General features: G+C 67.5%; 13 protein-coding genes. 1 reads left to right on the forward strand and 12 read right to left on the reverse strand.

The features are described 5' to 3' along the window. Positions 1 to 296: 296 nt before the first annotated feature. The 7 genes from ABIE51_RS15055 to ABIE51_RS15085 form a co-directional block, all read right to left on the reverse strand. Positions 297 to 698: a GFA family protein gene (locus ABIE51_RS15055; RefSeq protein WP_192631317.1), complete on the reverse strand. Its 402-nt coding sequence runs from the start codon at positions 696 to 698 to the stop codon at positions 297 to 299. A gap of 131 nt (positions 699 to 829) precedes the next feature. After that, positions 830 to 2,446, reverse strand: coding sequence for a serine hydrolase (locus ABIE51_RS15060; RefSeq protein ID WP_192631318.1), 1,617 nt, complete (start codon positions 2,444 to 2,446; stop codon positions 830 to 832). A gap of 20 nt (positions 2,447 to 2,466) precedes the next feature. Then, complete coding sequence (locus ABIE51_RS15065; RefSeq protein WP_354504422.1) at positions 2,467 to 5,916, reverse strand: TonB-dependent receptor domain-containing protein; 3,450 nt, start codon at positions 5,914 to 5,916, stop codon at positions 2,467 to 2,469. A gap of 38 nt (positions 5,917 to 5,954) precedes the next feature. Beyond that, positions 5,955 to 6,167 (reverse strand): hypothetical protein, encoded by a 213-nt coding sequence (locus ABIE51_RS15070; RefSeq protein ID WP_192631321.1) that lies wholly within the window; start codon positions 6,165 to 6,167, stop codon positions 5,955 to 5,957. Between the two features lie 71 nt (positions 6,168 to 6,238). Next, entirely contained in the window at positions 6,239 to 7,561 is a 1,323-nt protein-coding gene (locus ABIE51_RS15075) for a peptide MFS transporter (protein ID WP_354504424.1), read from the reverse strand. Then, complete coding sequence (locus ABIE51_RS15080) at positions 7,558 to 8,577, reverse strand: dipeptide epimerase (protein ID WP_354504426.1); 1,020 nt, start codon at positions 8,575 to 8,577, stop codon at positions 7,558 to 7,560. The genes ABIE51_RS15075 and ABIE51_RS15080 overlap by 4 nt, the downstream gene beginning before the upstream one ends. A gap of 54 nt (positions 8,578 to 8,631) precedes the next feature. Next, positions 8,632 to 10,677, reverse strand: coding sequence for a serine hydrolase (locus tag ABIE51_RS15085; protein ID WP_192631324.1), 2,046 nt, complete (start codon positions 10,675 to 10,677; stop codon positions 8,632 to 8,634). Positions 10,678 to 10,873: 196 nt separating this feature from the next. Here ABIE51_RS15085 and ABIE51_RS15090 point away from each other — a divergent pair, with 196 nt between their 5' ends. Further along, positions 10,874 to 11,518, forward strand: a complete 645-nt coding sequence (locus ABIE51_RS15090) for a helix-turn-helix domain-containing protein (protein WP_115842395.1) — start codon at positions 10,874 to 10,876, stop codon at positions 11,516 to 11,518. Between the two features lie 60 nt (positions 11,519 to 11,578). Here the strand turns inward: ABIE51_RS15090 and ABIE51_RS15095 are convergent, their stop codons facing one another. The 5 genes from ABIE51_RS15095 to ABIE51_RS15115 all read right to left on the reverse strand — a co-directional run bounded on the left by ABIE51_RS15095 (position 11,579) and on the right by ABIE51_RS15115 (position 16,115). Next, complete coding sequence (locus ABIE51_RS15095; RefSeq protein ID WP_192631325.1) at positions 11,579 to 12,310, reverse strand: TMEM43 family protein; 732 nt, start codon at positions 12,308 to 12,310, stop codon at positions 11,579 to 11,581. Continuing rightward, positions 12,307 to 13,197 (reverse strand): MBL fold metallo-hydrolase, encoded by an 891-nt coding sequence (locus tag ABIE51_RS15100; RefSeq protein WP_192631326.1) that lies wholly within the window; start codon positions 13,195 to 13,197, stop codon positions 12,307 to 12,309. The genes ABIE51_RS15095 and ABIE51_RS15100 overlap by 4 nt, the downstream gene beginning before the upstream one ends. A gap of 264 nt (positions 13,198 to 13,461) precedes the next feature. Beyond that, complete coding sequence (gene ggt / locus ABIE51_RS15105) at positions 13,462 to 15,195, reverse strand: gamma-glutamyltransferase (protein WP_192631327.1); 1,734 nt, start codon at positions 15,193 to 15,195, stop codon at positions 13,462 to 13,464. Further along, entirely contained in the window at positions 15,195 to 15,449 is a 255-nt protein-coding gene (locus tag ABIE51_RS15110) for a YfhL family 4Fe-4S dicluster ferredoxin (protein ID WP_115842399.1), read from the reverse strand. The genes ggt and ABIE51_RS15110 overlap by 1 nt, the downstream gene beginning before the upstream one ends. A 174-nt stretch (positions 15,450 to 15,623) precedes the next feature. After that, positions 15,624 to 16,115 carry a hypothetical protein gene (locus ABIE51_RS15115; protein ID WP_115842400.1) on the reverse strand — a complete coding sequence of 164 codons (492 nt, stop codon included), beginning with the start codon at positions 16,113 to 16,115 and terminating at the stop codon, positions 15,624 to 15,626. Positions 16,116 to 16,179: the final 64 nt, after the last annotated feature.

The following is a 16,179-nucleotide window of genomic DNA, read 5'->3' on the forward strand; positions in this document are numbered from 1 at the left end:
GCTCCACCGCGTCGCCACTCCACCGCTCCCACCGCGTCGCCGCTCAGCCGCTTCGCCGCGCTGCCCCTCACCGTCATCCCGGCGAAAGCCGGGATCCAGGCCGACAGCGCATCCGCCCTTCTCACGTCATCCCCGCGGAGGCGGGGATCCATGCGTCAGGTGCATCACGTTTTCCGTCGAACGTGATGGTCGGACAGATGGATTCCCGCCTTCGCGGGAATGACAGCAAAAGTTGAACTGCATCAACTGCGGGTGGTCATGGCCGCCGAAGGAGAACGCCGCGCTCGGGAACGCGCTTACCAGTTGTTCCGCCCATCCATCTGCTCGATGGCGATCTTCGACCAGTCCAGGCCGTCGACGAGCCGCAGGTTGACCGCATAGATGCGCTGCGTCGGCATCGTGCCGGGCGTGAAGCCCTCCTTCGCGCTGCCGTCGGCGTTGTACGCGGACGCCCAGTCCGGCGAGTCGCCCCAGGTCTGCATGCCGCAGATACCGCAGAAATGGTGCTGGTTCATGCCGCGCGCCGAATACGTGCGCTCCTCGTCCTGCGACAGGAAGGTCAGCTCGCCCGGCGCGTAATACGCCCACACCGCGCCGGTGCGCGCGCAGAAACTGCAGTTGCATTGCTTGGCCGAACGCGGCGTTTCGGCCGCCTGGATCTTCGTGGCACCGCAGTGGCAGGACGCGATCATCGACATGGCACGGCTCCTTTCCGATGGAGCCGCGATCATGGCACGGGCCACTGACAGGTTCTGGCAGCAGCAGCGACTGATTCCACCCATTCACGAGCAAAGCCCGTGGTTTGCCGATACAACGCGCTGCGGCGCGTTCATTTCGGTAGTTGTTTCACGTCATCGGGGCGCGGCGTGAACAGCAGGTCCTGGTAGTCGTAGCTGAAATCCGCGATCGGCGAGGCGGCCTTCAGCGTGATGCGCTCCACCTTGCCCTCCGCACCCAGGCCGAAGGTGACGAACGCGGGCTCGATGGTCGCGTCGTCCCACACGGTGCGGAAGGTGTCGTGGTGAACATGCTCGAGGCGGCCGGCCATGCCGGGCGTCTGCGTGAAGTCGATGCGCAGCCCACCCTTGTCGTTCGTGATGCCGATGGGCCCGTACCAGGCATCGCTGTAACGCCCGGCGTACTGCGCGATCGGCAACGACGGCTTGCCGCCCGACGCCGGCTTCGTTTTCGCCGCCGCATCCAGTGCCTTGAGGCCGCCTTCGATGCGAAGGTCCATGAACTCGTCGAACGCCGCGACCCAATCGGTTTCCGGCAGGCCGAGCGCGTGATCGATGATTTCCAGCGCGACGCCGCGCATCGCCTGCGTGTCTTCCGAATTCATCAGCACCGCGACGCCGAAGTTCCGGTCGGGGATCATCGCCACGTACGCCTGCACGCCGAACACCGCGCCGCCGTGGTCGAGCATCTTCTCGCCGCGGTAATCGCGCACGTTCCAGCCCAGCGCATAGGACGAGAACTTCGGCGCCGCGGACGCGAGCTTGCCGGGCCACGTCGGCGTGGGCGTGAGCACCGCGGGCGTCCACATCTGCTTCGACTGCGCCTCGCTGAAGACCTTCACCGGCGCGCCGGCGTCATTCGTCCACGTGCCTTTGCCCAGCTGTACCTGCAGCCAGTGCGCCATGTCGTTCGCGCTCGACGACAGGCCGCCGGCCGGCGCGCCGTTGTCGCCCAGCGTCTTGCGTTCGTCGAGCACCGCCTGCGGTCCCATGCCGCGCATCACGCCGCTGGTGCGCGCATGCGGCCACGCGCGGTTCGGATTCGCGAAGCGCGCCGCCTGTTCGGTGACCGAATCGACCATGCCCGCAGGCTTGAGCACGCGTTCGCGCGTGAAGACTTCCCACGTCTGTCCGCTGACTTCCTCGATCAGCTGGCCGGCCACCGCATACAGCAGGTTGTCGTAGGCGTAACCGCTGCGGAAGCTCGTCGCAGGCTTGAGATGGCGCAGCGCGCGCACGGTGTCGGCGCGGCTGCGCGACGACGACGGCACGAACGTCAGGTCGCCCGCGCCCAAGCCGAGTCCACTGCGATGCACGAGCAGGTCGCGCACGGTCATCTCGCTGGTGACCCACGGGTCGTACATGCGGAACCAAGGCATGTGGTCGATGACCTTGTCGTCCCAGCCTAGCTTGCCGTCGTCGACGAGGACGGCCAGCGCCGCGGCCGTGATCGCCTTTCCGGTCGAACCGGTCGGGAAGATCGTGTCGGCGTCCACGCGCTCGAGCCCACCGAGCTTGCGCACGCCATAGCCCTTCGCGAGCACCGGCATGCCGTTCTCGACGATGGCGATCGCCATGCCGGGCACGCCGTGCTCGCGCATCGCGGCATCGACGCGCGCGTCGAGATCCGGCGGCGGTGCAGCGAAGGCAGGAAGCGAGCACAACGCCACGGCAAGCGCGGCGAGCCGAACCGGTGCGAACAGGGTCATGGTGGATGTCCTTGTGGAGTTCACGACAGGCACGCGTCGACCAGTTGCTCGAATGCGTCGCCGCCGCGCATCGGATCGGCGACGGGCAATCCGAGGCGATCGGATTCATGCGCGATGACACGCGCCGCGGCGTCTGCATCGAGGCGCGCGGTGTTGAGGCTGACGCCGCCGCAGCGGATGCGCGGATTCGTGCGCGAGCCAAGGCGCAGCGCGAGGTCGATGGTGTCCTGGATCGACGGAAGCGCGTAACCGGGATGGCCGAGCACGCGCTCGCGCCCGGGCTCGTGGCAGACGACGATCACGTCCGGCTGGCTGCCGTGCAGCAGCGCGAGCGACACGCCGGCGTACGCCGGATGGAACAGCGAACCCTGCCCTTCGATGACGTCCCAGTGGTTCTCGTGCGCATCGGGCGACAGCATCTCGGCGGCACCGGCGGCGAAATCGGCGATGACCGCGTCCATCGGAATGCCGCCGCCGGCGATGAGGATGCCGGTCTGCCCGGTCGCGCGGAATGTCGCGTCGACACCGCGTGCATTCATCGCACGCGCCAGCGCAAGCGCGGTGTACTTCTTGCCGAGCGCGCAATCGGTGCCGAGCGTCAGCAGGCGCTTGCCCGTGCGCGGCTTGCCGGTGGCAATCGGGATGTTCGCGGGCGGCTCGCGCACGTCGATCAGGCGTCGCCCGAGGCGCTGGCCCGCATCGCGCAGCACGTCGATGTCGCGAAGACGCGCGTGCATGCCGCTGACGATGTCGAGCCCGGCTTCCATCGCGTGCACCAGCGCCGGCCACCATGTCGGCGGAATGAAACCGCCGGCGTTGGCGACACCAATCACGATCGCCTTCGCGCCCATCGTCGCGGCCTCTTCGGGCGTGAGCGATGGAAGGCCGGTGGTGACGGTCGCACCGTCGATGGCGAACTCGCCGACGCAGCGCTCGCCGGCCCAGTCGCGCAGGCCGAAGGCGGTTTTCGCGTAGCCGGGCTCGGTCGTGTCGCCCAGGAACAAGAGATACGGTTGCGGCAGAACAACGTCGGACTTCAAGTGATTCACCCCAATGGACGCACGCGCGGGCGCGCCGCAACGCGCGGGCGACCGTTGCGGCCGCCCGCGTCCCACAGGCTTCAGAAGCGGTAATCGACTTCCACGCCGAACGTGCGCGGCTGGATCGGCGTCGCCGCGGTGTGGTGCGTTTCGTCGGTGACCTGGTTGATGATGTCGTTCATCGTCGAATACGCGCGCTCGTCGGTGGCGTTCCTTCAGGTACGCGCGCAGCGTCCAGTTGTCGTTGGAGAACGAGGCGTACAGGTCGAACGCGGTGTAGCTGTCGATGACCAGCGGCTCGGTGATCGTTTCATCCAGCACCGTCGGCGGATCGAGCAGGCGCACGATCTGGCGTTCGGTCGTGGCGTTGGTGCGATCGTCCACCCAGCGCACGCCGCCACCGAAATTCGCGCTCCAGTTGCCGCCCAGCGGGACGTACCAGTCGGCGGTGAGCGACCACGTCAGGTCGGGCACGTACGGCATGCGATCGTTCTTCAGGCCCGTGTTGACCTCGACCTGCGCGGGGCCGGCGGGCACGACGATCGTCGGGAAGTCCTCATCGATCTTCGCGTCGTTGTAGGCGGTGTTGAGGCCGAGCGTCAGACCGTCGATGGGGCGGACCTGCAATGAGGCCTCGATGCCGCGGCTCGTCGCTTCGCCGCCGTTGACCAGGCCGCTGACGCCGTTGACCTGCGAGGCGACCTGGATGTCTTCCCAGTCGATCTGGTACGCGGTGAGGTCCAGCGCGATGCGGTTGTCGGCGAAGGCGGACTTCATGCCGATCTCGTAGCTGGTGAGCATCGAGGAATCGACCACCGGCGGCAGCCCCGGCGCGAGCACGTTCGGGCCGCCGGGCTGATAGCCGGTCGCGGCCTTCGCGTAGACCATCACGTCCTCGTTGAGCTGGAACTGCGGCGTGATGCTCCAGGTGAAGACGTCCTCGCTGGAGGAGTTCACGTTGGTGCCGATGGGCAGCAACACGCCGTCGGTGACGATCTGCGCGAAATCCTGCTCGTTGCGCGAGAAGCGCACGCCGGCGCCGAGCTTGAACCAGTCGTTGAACTTGTAGGAAGCGTTGGCGAAGACCGCCGTTTCCTCGTACGTGCTCGGGATCGACAGGTCGCCCAGCGTGCTCAGCCCCGGGATCGGCGAGCCGTCGGCCTGCATGATCGGCACGGTCTGGAAGTTGTCGCCGTCCTCGTCGGAATAGAACGTGCCGACCAGCCATTCGAACGGCTGCCCGGACTTGGACGTGAGGCGGAATTCCTGCGTGAACTGGTCGAGGTCCAGCGTGTAGTTCAGCCGCGCCCTGCCCGCTTCCGGCAACCCGAGCACCTGCGTGAACGGCCCGTAGGTCAGCGTCTGGTCGGTGGTGATGCTGGTGTGCGTCTCGGAGTAGCTCGTCGCCGAGACGAAGTCGGCGAAGCCCAGATCCCAGTCGACCGTCAGCGAGTAATGATCGAGGTCCTTGATGAACGGCTCGTTCTCGTAGACGTAGTTGCTCAGGCCGGCGATGGGTTCATGCGTTTCCGGATCCAGCGCGATGATCGCGTTGTTCTTGCTGTCGATCTCCTGCCGCATGGCGGCGAACTGCACGTCGACGACGTCGCTTTCCCACGCCAGGGCCGCGCGTGCGCTGGTCTGGTCGCCTTCGTTGATGTCCTTTCGTCCATCGACGAGGTTGTCGACGTAGCCGGCGATGTCGTTGCGCGCGTAGCTCACGCGCAGTGCGAGGCTGTCCTGCACCAGCGGCAGGTTCATGCCGACGCGGTAGTTGGTGCCCAGGTCGCCCGCGCCTTCGGTGTCGGACACGCCGCCGCCGATGCGGAACTCGGTCTTCGACGTGTCGGGCTTGCGCGTCATGTACTTGAGCAGGCCGCCCATCGCGCCGGCGCCGTACAGCGTGCCCTGCGGTCCGCGCAGCACTTCGATGCGCTCGATGTCGTACGGGAACAGGTCGAGCGAGAACAGCGTCGCCTGCTGGTAGAGGCTGTTGGAGCCGACAGGCGTTTCGTCTAGGTACGTGCCGATCGTGGAGCCGGGCGACAGCGCCGCGATGCCGCGCATCGAGACCTGCGTCTGCCCCGGCGTGCCGCTGGACTGCAGCTGCAGCCCGGGCACGTAACTGGCGTAGTCGGACATCTGCGTCGCGCCGAGGTTTTCCAACTGCTCGCCGCCCAGCACGGTGATGGCGGTGGCGACCTCGCGGATGTTTTCCACGCGCTTGTTCGCGGTGACCGTCATGTTGTCGAGCGTGGTGATCGCCTGCTGCGATCCGACGTCGTCGGCCGGCGCCTGCGTCGCGCCCTGCTGCGCCATGGCCGGTGCGGCCAGCGCGACGGCCAGCGTTGTCACCGCCAGCGACCGGGTGATCGCCTTCGTCAGCGGGCGACGTCGCATCGCCATCTCGCGCGTGTCGTGCATGTGCATTCCCCTCTCCCCAGAGTTCGCCGGTTTCGACCGGTCTGTCAGCCCAAGACGTCGCGATGCGGGCGGTTCTGGCCGCCCGGCACGGATGCGAAGTCGACGTAGGAACGACCGCGGGCGTGCGCCCGGGCCGGATCGTGTTGGTGGTCTTGCGAAAGCGCGGGGCGCTCGATCAATGGCCCGGGCTGCGACGCCGCGGCGCCCATCACTTCGGGCCGCTGGCGTCTGTCATTGAAGGGAAACCCGGTCGCCATGTTACGCTCCTCTACTCCCTTTCAGGATATAAACATCCTGATTGGAAACATGTCAATCCGATTGGGCGCGTTCAGGCGCAAGTTTTCGATACCGTGGTTGCCGTAGCGTTTCCCGCCTCGGCCCGCCCGACGGCGCCGTCCAGAAGGCGCAGCAGCGTCCCGGCCGCCGCGGCGACGAGTGCCATCGCGCCGAAGAACGCCGACGGGCCGAACGAGGTCCACAGCATTCCCAGCGCACCGGCCAGCAGGTTTCCGCCGAAGGAGGTGAAGAACCAGCCGGCGATGGTCGTCGCGCCATGCCCCTTCGGTGCGAGCCGCGCGAACAGGCCCAGCCCGATCGGCAGGATGAAGAGCTCGCCGGTGGTGAGCACGAGGAAGAACAGCGCGAGCCAGACCCAGTTCGCCTGCCCATGCGCGGAGGCATCGACGACGGCGAGCATCGCGAACGCCGCGCCCACGCCGAACGCGCCCATCGCCATCTTGCGCGCCGGCGTCGGCTCGCGGCCGCGGCGCGCCTGCCGCACCCAGTGCGCGACGAGCACCGGCGTCAGCGCGATCACCAGCAACGGGTTCAACGCCTGGAACCACGTCATCGGGATCACCAGGCCGAGGAAGCTGCGGTCGATGCCCGCATCGGCCCACAGCGCGATCGTGTTGCCGGTCTGCTCGTACGCGCCGCGGAAGACCATCACGCAGAGCGCGACGGCGACCAGCGCCATCACGCGTTGCTTCAGCGCGTCGCGCGGCGTGGCGTCGGTCGTCGTTTCCACGACGCGGGCCGAACGCGGCGGCTCCTGCGGCAGCCAGCGCTGGCCGAACACGTACAGCAGCAATCCGCCGAGCATGCCGATGCCCGCCGCACCGAAGCCCCAATGCCAGCCGTACACTTCGCCCAGCGTGCCGCACACCAGCGGCGCGAGCAGGCCGCCGAGGTTCAGGCCGACGTAGTAGAAGTTGTAGGCCGAACCGCGTCGCGGATCGTCCTTCGCGTAGAGCCCGTCGATCTGGCTCGGCAGGCTCGGCAGGAACAGGCCATTGCCCAGCGCGATGGCGGCGAGCGCGAAGAAGAACAGCGATTCGGACGCCATCAGGAAATGGCCGAACGCCATGATCGCGCCGCCGATGATCACGGCGCGGCGACGGCCGAGCCAGCGATCGGCGATGACGCCGCCGACGATCGGCGTGAAGTACACCGTCGCCGTGTACACGCCGTAGATCATCGACGCCTGCTGCTGGCCGATGAGCAGCTGCTTGGTCATGTAATAGACCAGCAGCGCGCGCATGCCGAAGTAGGAGAACGTCTCCCACATCTGCGTGAGGAACAGGATCGCCAGCCCCGGCGGCTGGTTGAAGAACCAGCGCACACCGTCGCGCGGGGCGGCCGGCGCGCTCACGCGATCACCGCATCCGGCGTGCCCCACACCGTGTCGGGGCAATCGACGTGGCCGTCGGCGTAGACCACGCCCGGCTTTCGGTCGTGGTCGAGGAACAGCGGACCATCGAGATCGACGATGTCGCAGAACTGGCCGAGCAGGAACGCCGGCGCCATCGCAAGGCTCGTTCCGACCATGTTGCCGACCATCACGCGCTTGCCGAGTTCGCGCGCGCGGCGGGCCATCATCAGGCCTTCGGTGAGGCCGCCGCACTTGTCTAGCTTGATGTTCACCACGTCGAACCAGTGCGCGCGCTCTTCCAGTTCGTCCAGGTCGAGGATGCTTTCGTCCGCGGCGATCGGCACCGCGCGATCGACGCCATCGAGTTCGGCTTCGTAACCGCGACGACACGGTTGTTCGAGCAGCGACACGCCTTCGTCAACCAGCGCAGGCAACAGCTGCGAGAGCGTGTCGGGCACGTAGCCCTGGTTCGCGTCCACGCCGATCCAGGCTTCAGGCCGCGCCGCACGCACCGCACGCAGGCGCGCGATGTCGAGGTCGGCTTCTCCGGTGAGCTTGAGCTTGATCGCGCGCGCATGCGTGTAGGCGCGGGCGCGCTCGGCCATCACGCCGGGATCGTCCGCACCGACCGTGAAGGTCGTGAGCAGCGGCTTGGGCTTCTCCATCTTCGCCAGTTCCCACGCCGGGACGCCGGCGATGGCGGCTTCGAGTTCCCACAACGCGCAATCGACCGCATTGCGCGCGCCTCCGGACGGCAGCAGCGTGCGCAGTTCCTGCCGGCCGATGCCGCGTTCGAGCGCATCGCGCAGTTTCTCGATCATCAGCAGCATCAGCGCGGGCGTGTCGCGCGTGTAATACACGCCGGCCGCTTCGCCGCGCCCCACGCGCCCGTTTTTCTGCAGGGTGACCAGCGTCACCGGCGATACTTCGAAGACGTGTCCGGAGATGCGGAACGGTGCGGACAGGCGCAGGTCCTCGTTCCGCAGTCCGAGCTGGACGCGGGCGGTCTTGGTCACGGCAATGCTCCCTGTAATGCGCGGCGGCATCGCGCCGCCGCGCAGGTGGGTTCGTCAGTAGTTGGCGCTGAAGCCGATGAGGTGCGTGGCGAAGCCGATCCACAGCAGCGACAGGCAGGCCGCCGCGAGCACCAGGCTCCACAACTTCGCCCACCACGAACGCGGGCTGCGCAGCACGACCCACGCATTCCACAGTGCGATGAGCGCACCCAGCGGCAGCACGATGGTGCAGAGCAGGCGCAGCGCGATCACGTACGCGTCGCTGGCCGGCGACATCATCGACAGGTCGGACATCATCGCGAAGACCATGCCGATCATCGCGCCCACCGACACCAGCACCGCGAGCGAGGCGATGCGGACCCAGCGATGCGCGCGGGCGTCCTGTCCGGCCAGCGGATAACGCGCGCCGTAGTGGCGACGCACCATCGCCGACACCGGCCACGCGAGCACCGTGAACAGCAGCGCGGCAAGGCTGCCGAAGAGCATCGTCAGGAACACGCCCGGCGTCTGCCACCACGCGGCGCGCTGGAAGACCATGATCGCGGCGATGGGTTCTGCGCTGAAGCGCACCACGCGCCCGTCGACGACTTCCGCCGCGAGGCGGTCGCCGCTGCCGGTGTCCTGCCACACGAACGGGGCGATCTCGCGCCACTTCTTCGGCGCGCCGCTGTAGCCGGCGAGCATCGGCACGCTGATGGTGCCGTCCTCGTTCGCGACGACCTTGGTCTGGCCCAGCATGTAGACCAGGTTCATGAAGTTGGAATCGGCGCGGCGGCTGCTGTTGTACGAGCCGGCCATCAGTTGGGCGTGTTCCTTCGCGGTCGCCTCGTCGATGCCCTTCGCGACGTTCGCCGGACCCGGCAGGTAGCGGTTGACGAAACCGGTGACCAGACCGTCGCGGATCAGGCGTGCGCTGCCGTCCTTGCCGGCGCTGTTGGTCGACACGTAGATGCCGATGTTGTCGTCCGGGAACAGCTGCAGGTCGCTGTGGAACCACTGCGTGTCGCCGCCGTGGGCGATCGCGCGATGGCCGTTCACGCTGGTCTCGTAGAAGCCCAGCATCATCCGGTTGAGCGGCTTGATCGACTCCTGCCCGGTCTCGTGCATCTGGCGCGCGGTGGCTTCGCCGAGAATGCGCGCGTCACCGAACGCGCCATTGTTCAGGTGCGCGATCATGAAATTGCCCATGTCCGCGCCCGTCGACGCCAGGCTGCCGGCCGGCGCGAGGTTGATGTACTCGTACGGCTGCGGCTTGCCGTCGGACGCGGTCTTGTAGCCCTTGGACACCATCGGCTGCAGGTTCTTCTCCAGCGGCTGCGAGAAGCTGGAGTGCTGCATCTGCAGCGGCGCGAAGATGTGGTTGGCAACGTACTTCTCGAACGGTTCGCCCGACACGCGCTGGACGATGTAGCCGGCCAGCGCGGTGGCGTAGTTCGAATAGGCCGGCGTGCTGCCGGGTTCGTAGATGCGCTCGGGAATCCAGTGCTTGAGCGTGGCATCCAGCGGCGCGATTTCCTTCTCGTTGTTCGCGATGAGGCCGCGGATCACCTCTTCCATGCCCGAGGTGTGGGTCATCACGTTGCGCAGCGTGACCGGCTTGCCGTCGTACGGCGGAATCTTGAAGTCGAGGTAGGTGTTGATGTCCTTGTCGAGGTCGAGCTTGCCCTGCTCGACCAGCTGCATCACCGCGGTCCAGGTGAACAGCTTGGACACCGAGCCCGGGCGGAACAGCGTCTGCGCCGGATCGACCGGCTTGCGCGTGACGAGGTCCGAGTAGCCGTAGCCCTTCTGGAACAGCACCTTGCCGTCCTTCACCACGACGACCACGGAGCCGGCGACGTCGGTCTGCTCCAGTGCGTACGGCATGAAGCCGTCGACCCAGGCTTCCAGGTCCGCGGCGGTCAGGCGCTCGTGGGCGGCGGGCACCGGCACGGCGACCGAGGTGGCCTCTCCCGGCGGCAGCGGCAGCGCGGGTTCGGCCTTGGGCGGAACGGGCGCCTGGCCGGCGGGCCCGGCCGCGATGGCGGACATCGACATGGCCAGCGACAGCAGCGCCGCGGCGACGGGACGCGAGACACCGCGCCTGTTCGGACTCTTCATCAAGGAAAAACTCCCCACCCAGTGATTGCAGCCCCGTGCGGCAGGCACGGCCCGACACCAACCAACCCCGTTGGAGATAATGATCCTGATTGGAAAATTGTCAACCGAGTCCGGACGTCACCTAGAATTGCAGGCATTCGGCCTTCGGCCGACCGGACGCCGGCCCCACGCCGGCCCTGCAGGAGCGTTCACCGGCATGACCCAGCAGCACCCGACCATCGGCAGCCTCCTGCGCGCCCTTCGCGCGCGCAACGACTGGACGCTCAAGGAAATGAGCCAGCGCTGCGGCATTCCGCTGTCGACGTTGTCGAAGGTCGAGAACGACCGCCTGACGCTCACCTACGACAAGCTCCAGCAGATCAGTCAGCGGCTCAACATCCGCATGTCGGAATTGTTCGCCGAGGACGACAACACGCCCGAACCGCCGGTCACGGCGCGCCGGAGCATCGGCCGCATCGAGGACGCGGTGCGTGTCACCACGCCCAATTACGACTACTTCTATCTGTGCCCGGAACTTCGCCGCAAGCGCATGATCCCGGTGATCACGCGCGTGCGCGCCAAGAGCATCGAGGAATTCGGCGAGCTCGTGCACCACTCGGGCGAGGAATACATCCACGTGCTCGAAGGCCGCGCCGAAGTGCACACCGAGTTCTATGACCCGATCATCCTGGAAGCGGGGCAATCGGTGTACATCGACTCGAACATGGGCCACGCCTACATCGCGGCCGACGGCTGCGAGGAAGTGGTGCTGCTGGGCGTGTGTTCGAGCGCCGACGAGGCGCTGATGGAATCGCTGATGCACCTGCACGGCGACACCAACCTGCGCACCGGCACGCGCTGACGCGCGTTGCCCTTGTAGCCCGGGTAAGCGCAGCGCACCCGGGGAAGAGCGCCGTCCCGACTAAGCCTCGTGCCGACGCCGGACGCGACGCCAGATCAACCCCGCGATTACCACCACCGTGGCGCCGCCCAGCAACCACGGCAGCAACGCGCGGTCCTGGTTCTCGGGCAGTTCCACCGCATTGGACGCATTGGCCGCGCTGAGCGCCGCCTGCGCCGCGCTCGACGACAGGCGCCAGCGGCCGTCGCGCAGTTCGACCTTGCCTTCCAGCGGCGGCAGCTGGAGTTCGCGCCAGTGGATGCGCAGATCGCCCACGCGCGGTTCCAGTGGATTCTCCGCGCTGCCCAGGCCATCGCCTTCCGGCTGGAACGACGCGGCGAGGTTCGCCGGCAGGCGCGAGAAGTTCGGGCGGAACACGCGCCACTGCCCTAGCGTCTGCAGCACGCTCGCATCGATGGGGTGGCCGTCGAGCGTGGCCTCGGTCGCCCACCAGCGGCGGCTTTCGATCGGCAGTTTCGGCGGGTTGGCACGGTCGGGCGCGAAGCCGCGCGAATCGATCGGCGCAGCGTTCCACACCTGCGTGTAGCCGTCGCCGCTGGCGCGCCACTGGTACATCTCGACCTGCCGGTCGAGGCCGAATTGGCGCGTGACCACGCCGAAATCGCGATCGCGTAGACCTGCGCCGGATTGCGGAACGCCGACGGGCTCCTCGGCCTCCACCTGTGCGAATGCGACGCCAACGGCGAGCGCGCAGACGCACGACAGCGCGAACGCCGCCCCCATCAACCTCATGCCGCCAGCGCCCTCGCGTGCAGCGCCGGCACTTCGTGCGCGGTGCCGAACTTGCCCTTCTCGTCGCGCACGACCTGCGCGAGCGCGCACTGCGGATCGTGGGTGAAGAACAGATGCACGTTGCGACGCAGCTTGTCGGCGAGGAACGCCTTCTTCTCGTCGATGAGAAGCTCGGCGTTGCGGTCGTACCCCATCGTGATCGGCACGTGCACCCACGGGCGGCCCGGGATGAGATCGGCGCAGAACACCACACCGCCGTGCGTCTCGCCGTCCACGCGGTCGGGGCCGACGATTTCGGCCAGCATCAGCCCCGGCGTGTGGCCGTCGCTGTAGTGGAAACGCACGGTATCGCCGAGCGCGTTCGAGTATTCGCCGTCGACCAGTTCCAGCCGGCCGGTGGCTTCCAGCAGCGCGGGCAGCTCGGGAATGAAGCTGGCGCGGTCGCGCGCGTGTGGTTCCAGCGCGCGTTCGTAATGTCGGCGACCGACGATGTAGGTCGCGTTCGGGAACAGCAGCGCCGGCGACTGGCCTTCGCTCCACGGCGCGAGCAGCCCGCCGGCGTGGTCGAAATGCAGGTGCGAGAGGACGACGACATCGATGTCCTCCGGCTTGAAGCCCGCCGCGGCCAGCGAGTCGACCAGCACGTGGCGGTCTTCCACCACGCCGTAGCGTTCGCGCAGCTTCGGTTCGAAGAATGCACCGATGCCGGTCTCGAACAGCACGGTCTTGCCGTTGAGCGGCGAGGCGAGCAGCGCGCGGCATGCGAGATCGATGCGGTTCTCGTCGTCCGGCGACGCCCAACGCGCCCACATCGCACGCGGCGCGTTGCCGAACATCGCACCGCCGTCGAGCTTCTGGCTGTTGCCGAGGATGGACCAGAGTTTCATGGCGTCACCGTTGCGTCAGACGGGTCGATTTTAGCGCTGGCGGCGTTGAATTCGAATGGAACCTGCGCTCTAGCCCCTCTCCCGCCGGGAGAGGGGTTGGGGTGAGGGGCAACGAAGGGGAAGCATCGGATCGCCAGTGCAACAACAAGCAGCGCTGTCGCTTTATTGGGTGGCTTTGCAGCGAGCGCCAGACGTCGCCAGCCCGGATCACAACCTTCGCCGGATGACACTCCGCCACAGACGCGGCGCCACCCGGCGAAAGCGTCACTTCACCAGCACGTCCGCCTTGCCCACCGGATTGCGCGGATCGGTGCCGCCTTCCAGCGTGTTGACGCGCTTGTCCCACGACACCGTCTGCAGGTTGCCCCAGGGCTTCTCGCCAGCGTTGACCTTGTGGCCCATCGCTTCCAGCGCCTTCACCGTTTCGGGCGACAGCGCGCCCTGTTCGGCGGAGATCACGTCGGGCATCCACTGGTGGTGGATGCGCGGCTTCGCGGCGACCTGTTGCGCATCCAGGCCGTCGTCGTAACCGAGGATGCCCAGCAGCACCTCGGTGATGATGCGGCTGCCGCCCGGCGCGCCGAGCACGGCCAGTTCGTCCTTCGACTCGATGAAGCTCGGCGTCATCGAGCTGAGCATGCGCTTGCCCGCTGCCGGCGCGTTGGCCTCGAAGCCCATCACGCCGAACGCGTTCGGCGTGCCCGGACGCAGTGCGAAGTCGTCCATCTCGTCGTTCAGCAGCACGCCGGTGCCGGGCGCGACCAGGCCCGAGCCGTACAGCAGGTTCACCGTCTGCGTGGTCGACACACGATTCCCGTCGCCATCGATGATCGAGTAATGCGTCGTCTCGTCGTCTTCCAGCGGCGCCGGCTGGCCCGGCAGCAGGTCGCTCGGCGTCGCCTTCGACGGATGGATGCTCGAACGCTGGCCTGCGGCGTAATCGGCGCTGATCAGGCGCGCAAGCGGCATCTTCACGAAATCCGGATCGCCGAGATAAATCGTGCGATCGCGGAAGGCGCGGCGCATGGATTCGACGATGAGATGCGTGCGCGTGGCTTCATCGAGCGTCTTGAGGTCCCAGCCCGAAAGCATCTGCAGCATCTGCGCGATCGCCACGCCGCCCGACGACGGCGGCGGCGCGGTGGTGATGTCCCAGCCGCGATACTTCAGACGCAGCGGTTCGCGTTCCTTCACGCGGTAACCGCTCAGTTCCTCCGCGCGCCAGCGGCCGCCTTCTTCCTTCACCGCGGCCAGCAGCTTCTTCGCCACTTCGCCCTTGTAGAAGCCGTCGAAACCCTTGTCGGCGAGCAACTGCAGCGTGTTCGCCAGGTCCGGCTGCTTGAGGATCTCGCCGGCCTTCGGCGGCGTGCCGTCGGCGAGGAACACCTCGCGCGTGCCGCGGTAGCGCTCCATCACTTCGCGACGGCTGGCGTAGCCGCGCTCCAGGCGCGGGTAGATCTCGAAGCCCTCGCGCGCGACGCGGATCGCCGGGGCGAGCGCGGTCTTCAGCGGCAGGCGGCCGTACTTCTGCGACACGTGCACCAGCGCGGCGGGCAGACCCGGGATACCCGCCGACCACGGGCCGTTGGTCGCGCGATCGTTGTCGAGCTGGCCGTCCTTGGTGAGGAAGGCCTGCGGCGTCGCGGATTCGGGCGCGGTCTCGCGCGCGTCGACGAAGACGTCCTTGCCGGTCTTCGCGTCGTGCAGCAGGAAGAAGCCGCCGCCGCCGATGCCGGAACTGATGGGCTCGACGACCGACAGCATCGCCGACACCGCGACGGCGGCGTCGAAGGCGTTGCCGCCCTGGCGGATCATCTCCATGCCGGCATCCGTCGCGAGCGCGTGCGCGCTGGCGATGGCCGCGCCGGGCGGATGCTGCGCGGCAGTTTTCGCCGGCGCGGTCTTCGGCGCGGCCTGGAGCGGGGATGTCGTCGCGAGGAACAACAGGCTTGCGGTCAACAGGGTCCGGCCGGCCAGCACGCGCAACGCATTCCGCATCAGGGGTTCTCCAGTCGCAGTCCGGCCAGCTTGGCCAGCAGTTGTTGTTCGGTCTCGGGATGGTCCGGGTCGGGATCGATGCACTCGACCGGACAGACGACCACGCATTGCGGTTCGTCGAAATGGCCGACGCATTCGGTGCAGCGCGCCGGATCGATCACGTAGATCGTCTCGCCCTGCGCGATGGCCTGGTTCGGGCAGGCCGGTTCGCAGACGTCGCAATTGACGCAGAGCTCGTTGATCTTCAGGGACATGCGGGCATTGTCGCATGAGGGGATGCGCGGGGCTTTTCGCGGGCGGGCACGCTGTGTCCCATCGCGCCCCGAAAAAGCACGGGCCCGCTTTCGCGGGCCCGTTCCGGATTCCGGCTTTCGCCGGGGTGACGTTTCGGCAAAGCCCCCGTCCGCGAGCGGACGCGGGCCGGAACGTCACTTGGCTTCGACGAACTCGAACTTGGCGCCCGACGGCTCGACGGCGGCCTTGACGCGATCGGCGTCGGCCTGCGCGCCAATGAACATCACGCGCACGCCCTTCATCGTGCCCGGCTGGGCCTGGGCGAACGACGCGATGGCGAGGTCGGCCGACTTGGCCGAGTTCTGCGAGCCGAACGCCAGCAGCGTGCCGTCTACGCCGCCGCGGGCGACGTCGCCCTGCGCCTTCTCCAGCTGGCGGTCGTACTCGCCCTGGAAGTTGGCGCCGGCCGGATCGGGCAGCGTGTACAGGTAGACGTTGGTCGCGCCTTCGATCTTCTGCGTGACCACCTTCGTCAGGTACGTATCCCACGCCGTGCTGTCGTTGGAGGTCGGCGCGGCCAGCGGGGCCTCGGCGACGGCTTCGGTCTTCTCTTCCTGCTTGTTGCAGGCGGCCAGCAGCGGCATCGACAGGCAGGCGATCAACAGCAAACGGGTGGTGGTCTTCATCGGGTTCCCCTCGGTTTGTTCCGGGTGTTGGTGGTGATGGAGCGTCTGTTCCGGCGGCGCCGGA

It is taken from the genome of Lysobacter sp. OAE881 (genome assembly GCF_040546665.1).
GTDB classification, from domain to species: domain Bacteria; phylum Pseudomonadota; class Gammaproteobacteria; order Xanthomonadales; family Xanthomonadaceae; genus Lysobacter_J; species Lysobacter_J soli.

Coding starts and splice junctions, on each gene's coding strand:
- ABIE51_RS15055 (WP_192631317.1), bottom strand. CDS start 698: ATGTCGATGATCGCGTCCTGCCACTGCGGTGCCACGAAGATCCAGGCG.
- ABIE51_RS15060 (WP_192631318.1), bottom strand. CDS start 2,446: ATGACCCTGTTCGCACCGGTTCGGCTCGCCGCGCTTGCCGTGGCGTTG.
- ABIE51_RS15065 (WP_354504422.1), bottom strand. CDS start 5,916: ATGCACATGCACGACACGCGCGAGATGGCGATGCGACGTCGCCCGCTG.
- ABIE51_RS15070 (WP_192631321.1), bottom strand. CDS start 6,167: ATGGCGACCGGGTTTCCCTTCAATGACAGACGCCAGCGGCCCGAAGTG.
- ABIE51_RS15085 (WP_192631324.1), bottom strand. CDS start 10,677: ATGAAGAGTCCGAACAGGCGCGGTGTCTCGCGTCCCGTCGCCGCGGCG.
- ABIE51_RS15090 (WP_115842395.1), top strand. CDS start 10,874: ATGACCCAGCAGCACCCGACCATCGGCAGCCTCCTGCGCGCCCTTCGC.
- ABIE51_RS15095 (WP_192631325.1), bottom strand. CDS start 12,310: ATGAGGTTGATGGGGGCGGCGTTCGCGCTGTCGTGCGTCTGCGCGCTC.
- ABIE51_RS15100 (WP_192631326.1), bottom strand. CDS start 13,197: ATGAAACTCTGGTCCATCCTCGGCAACAGCCAGAAGCTCGACGGCGGT.
- ggt (WP_192631327.1), bottom strand. CDS start 15,195: ATGCGGAATGCGTTGCGCGTGCTGGCCGGCCGGACCCTGTTGACCGCA.
- ABIE51_RS15110 (WP_115842399.1), bottom strand. CDS start 15,449: ATGTCCCTGAAGATCAACGAGCTCTGCGTCAATTGCGACGTCTGCGAA.
- ABIE51_RS15115 (WP_115842400.1), bottom strand. CDS start 16,115: ATGAAGACCACCACCCGTTTGCTGTTGATCGCCTGCCTGTCGATGCCG.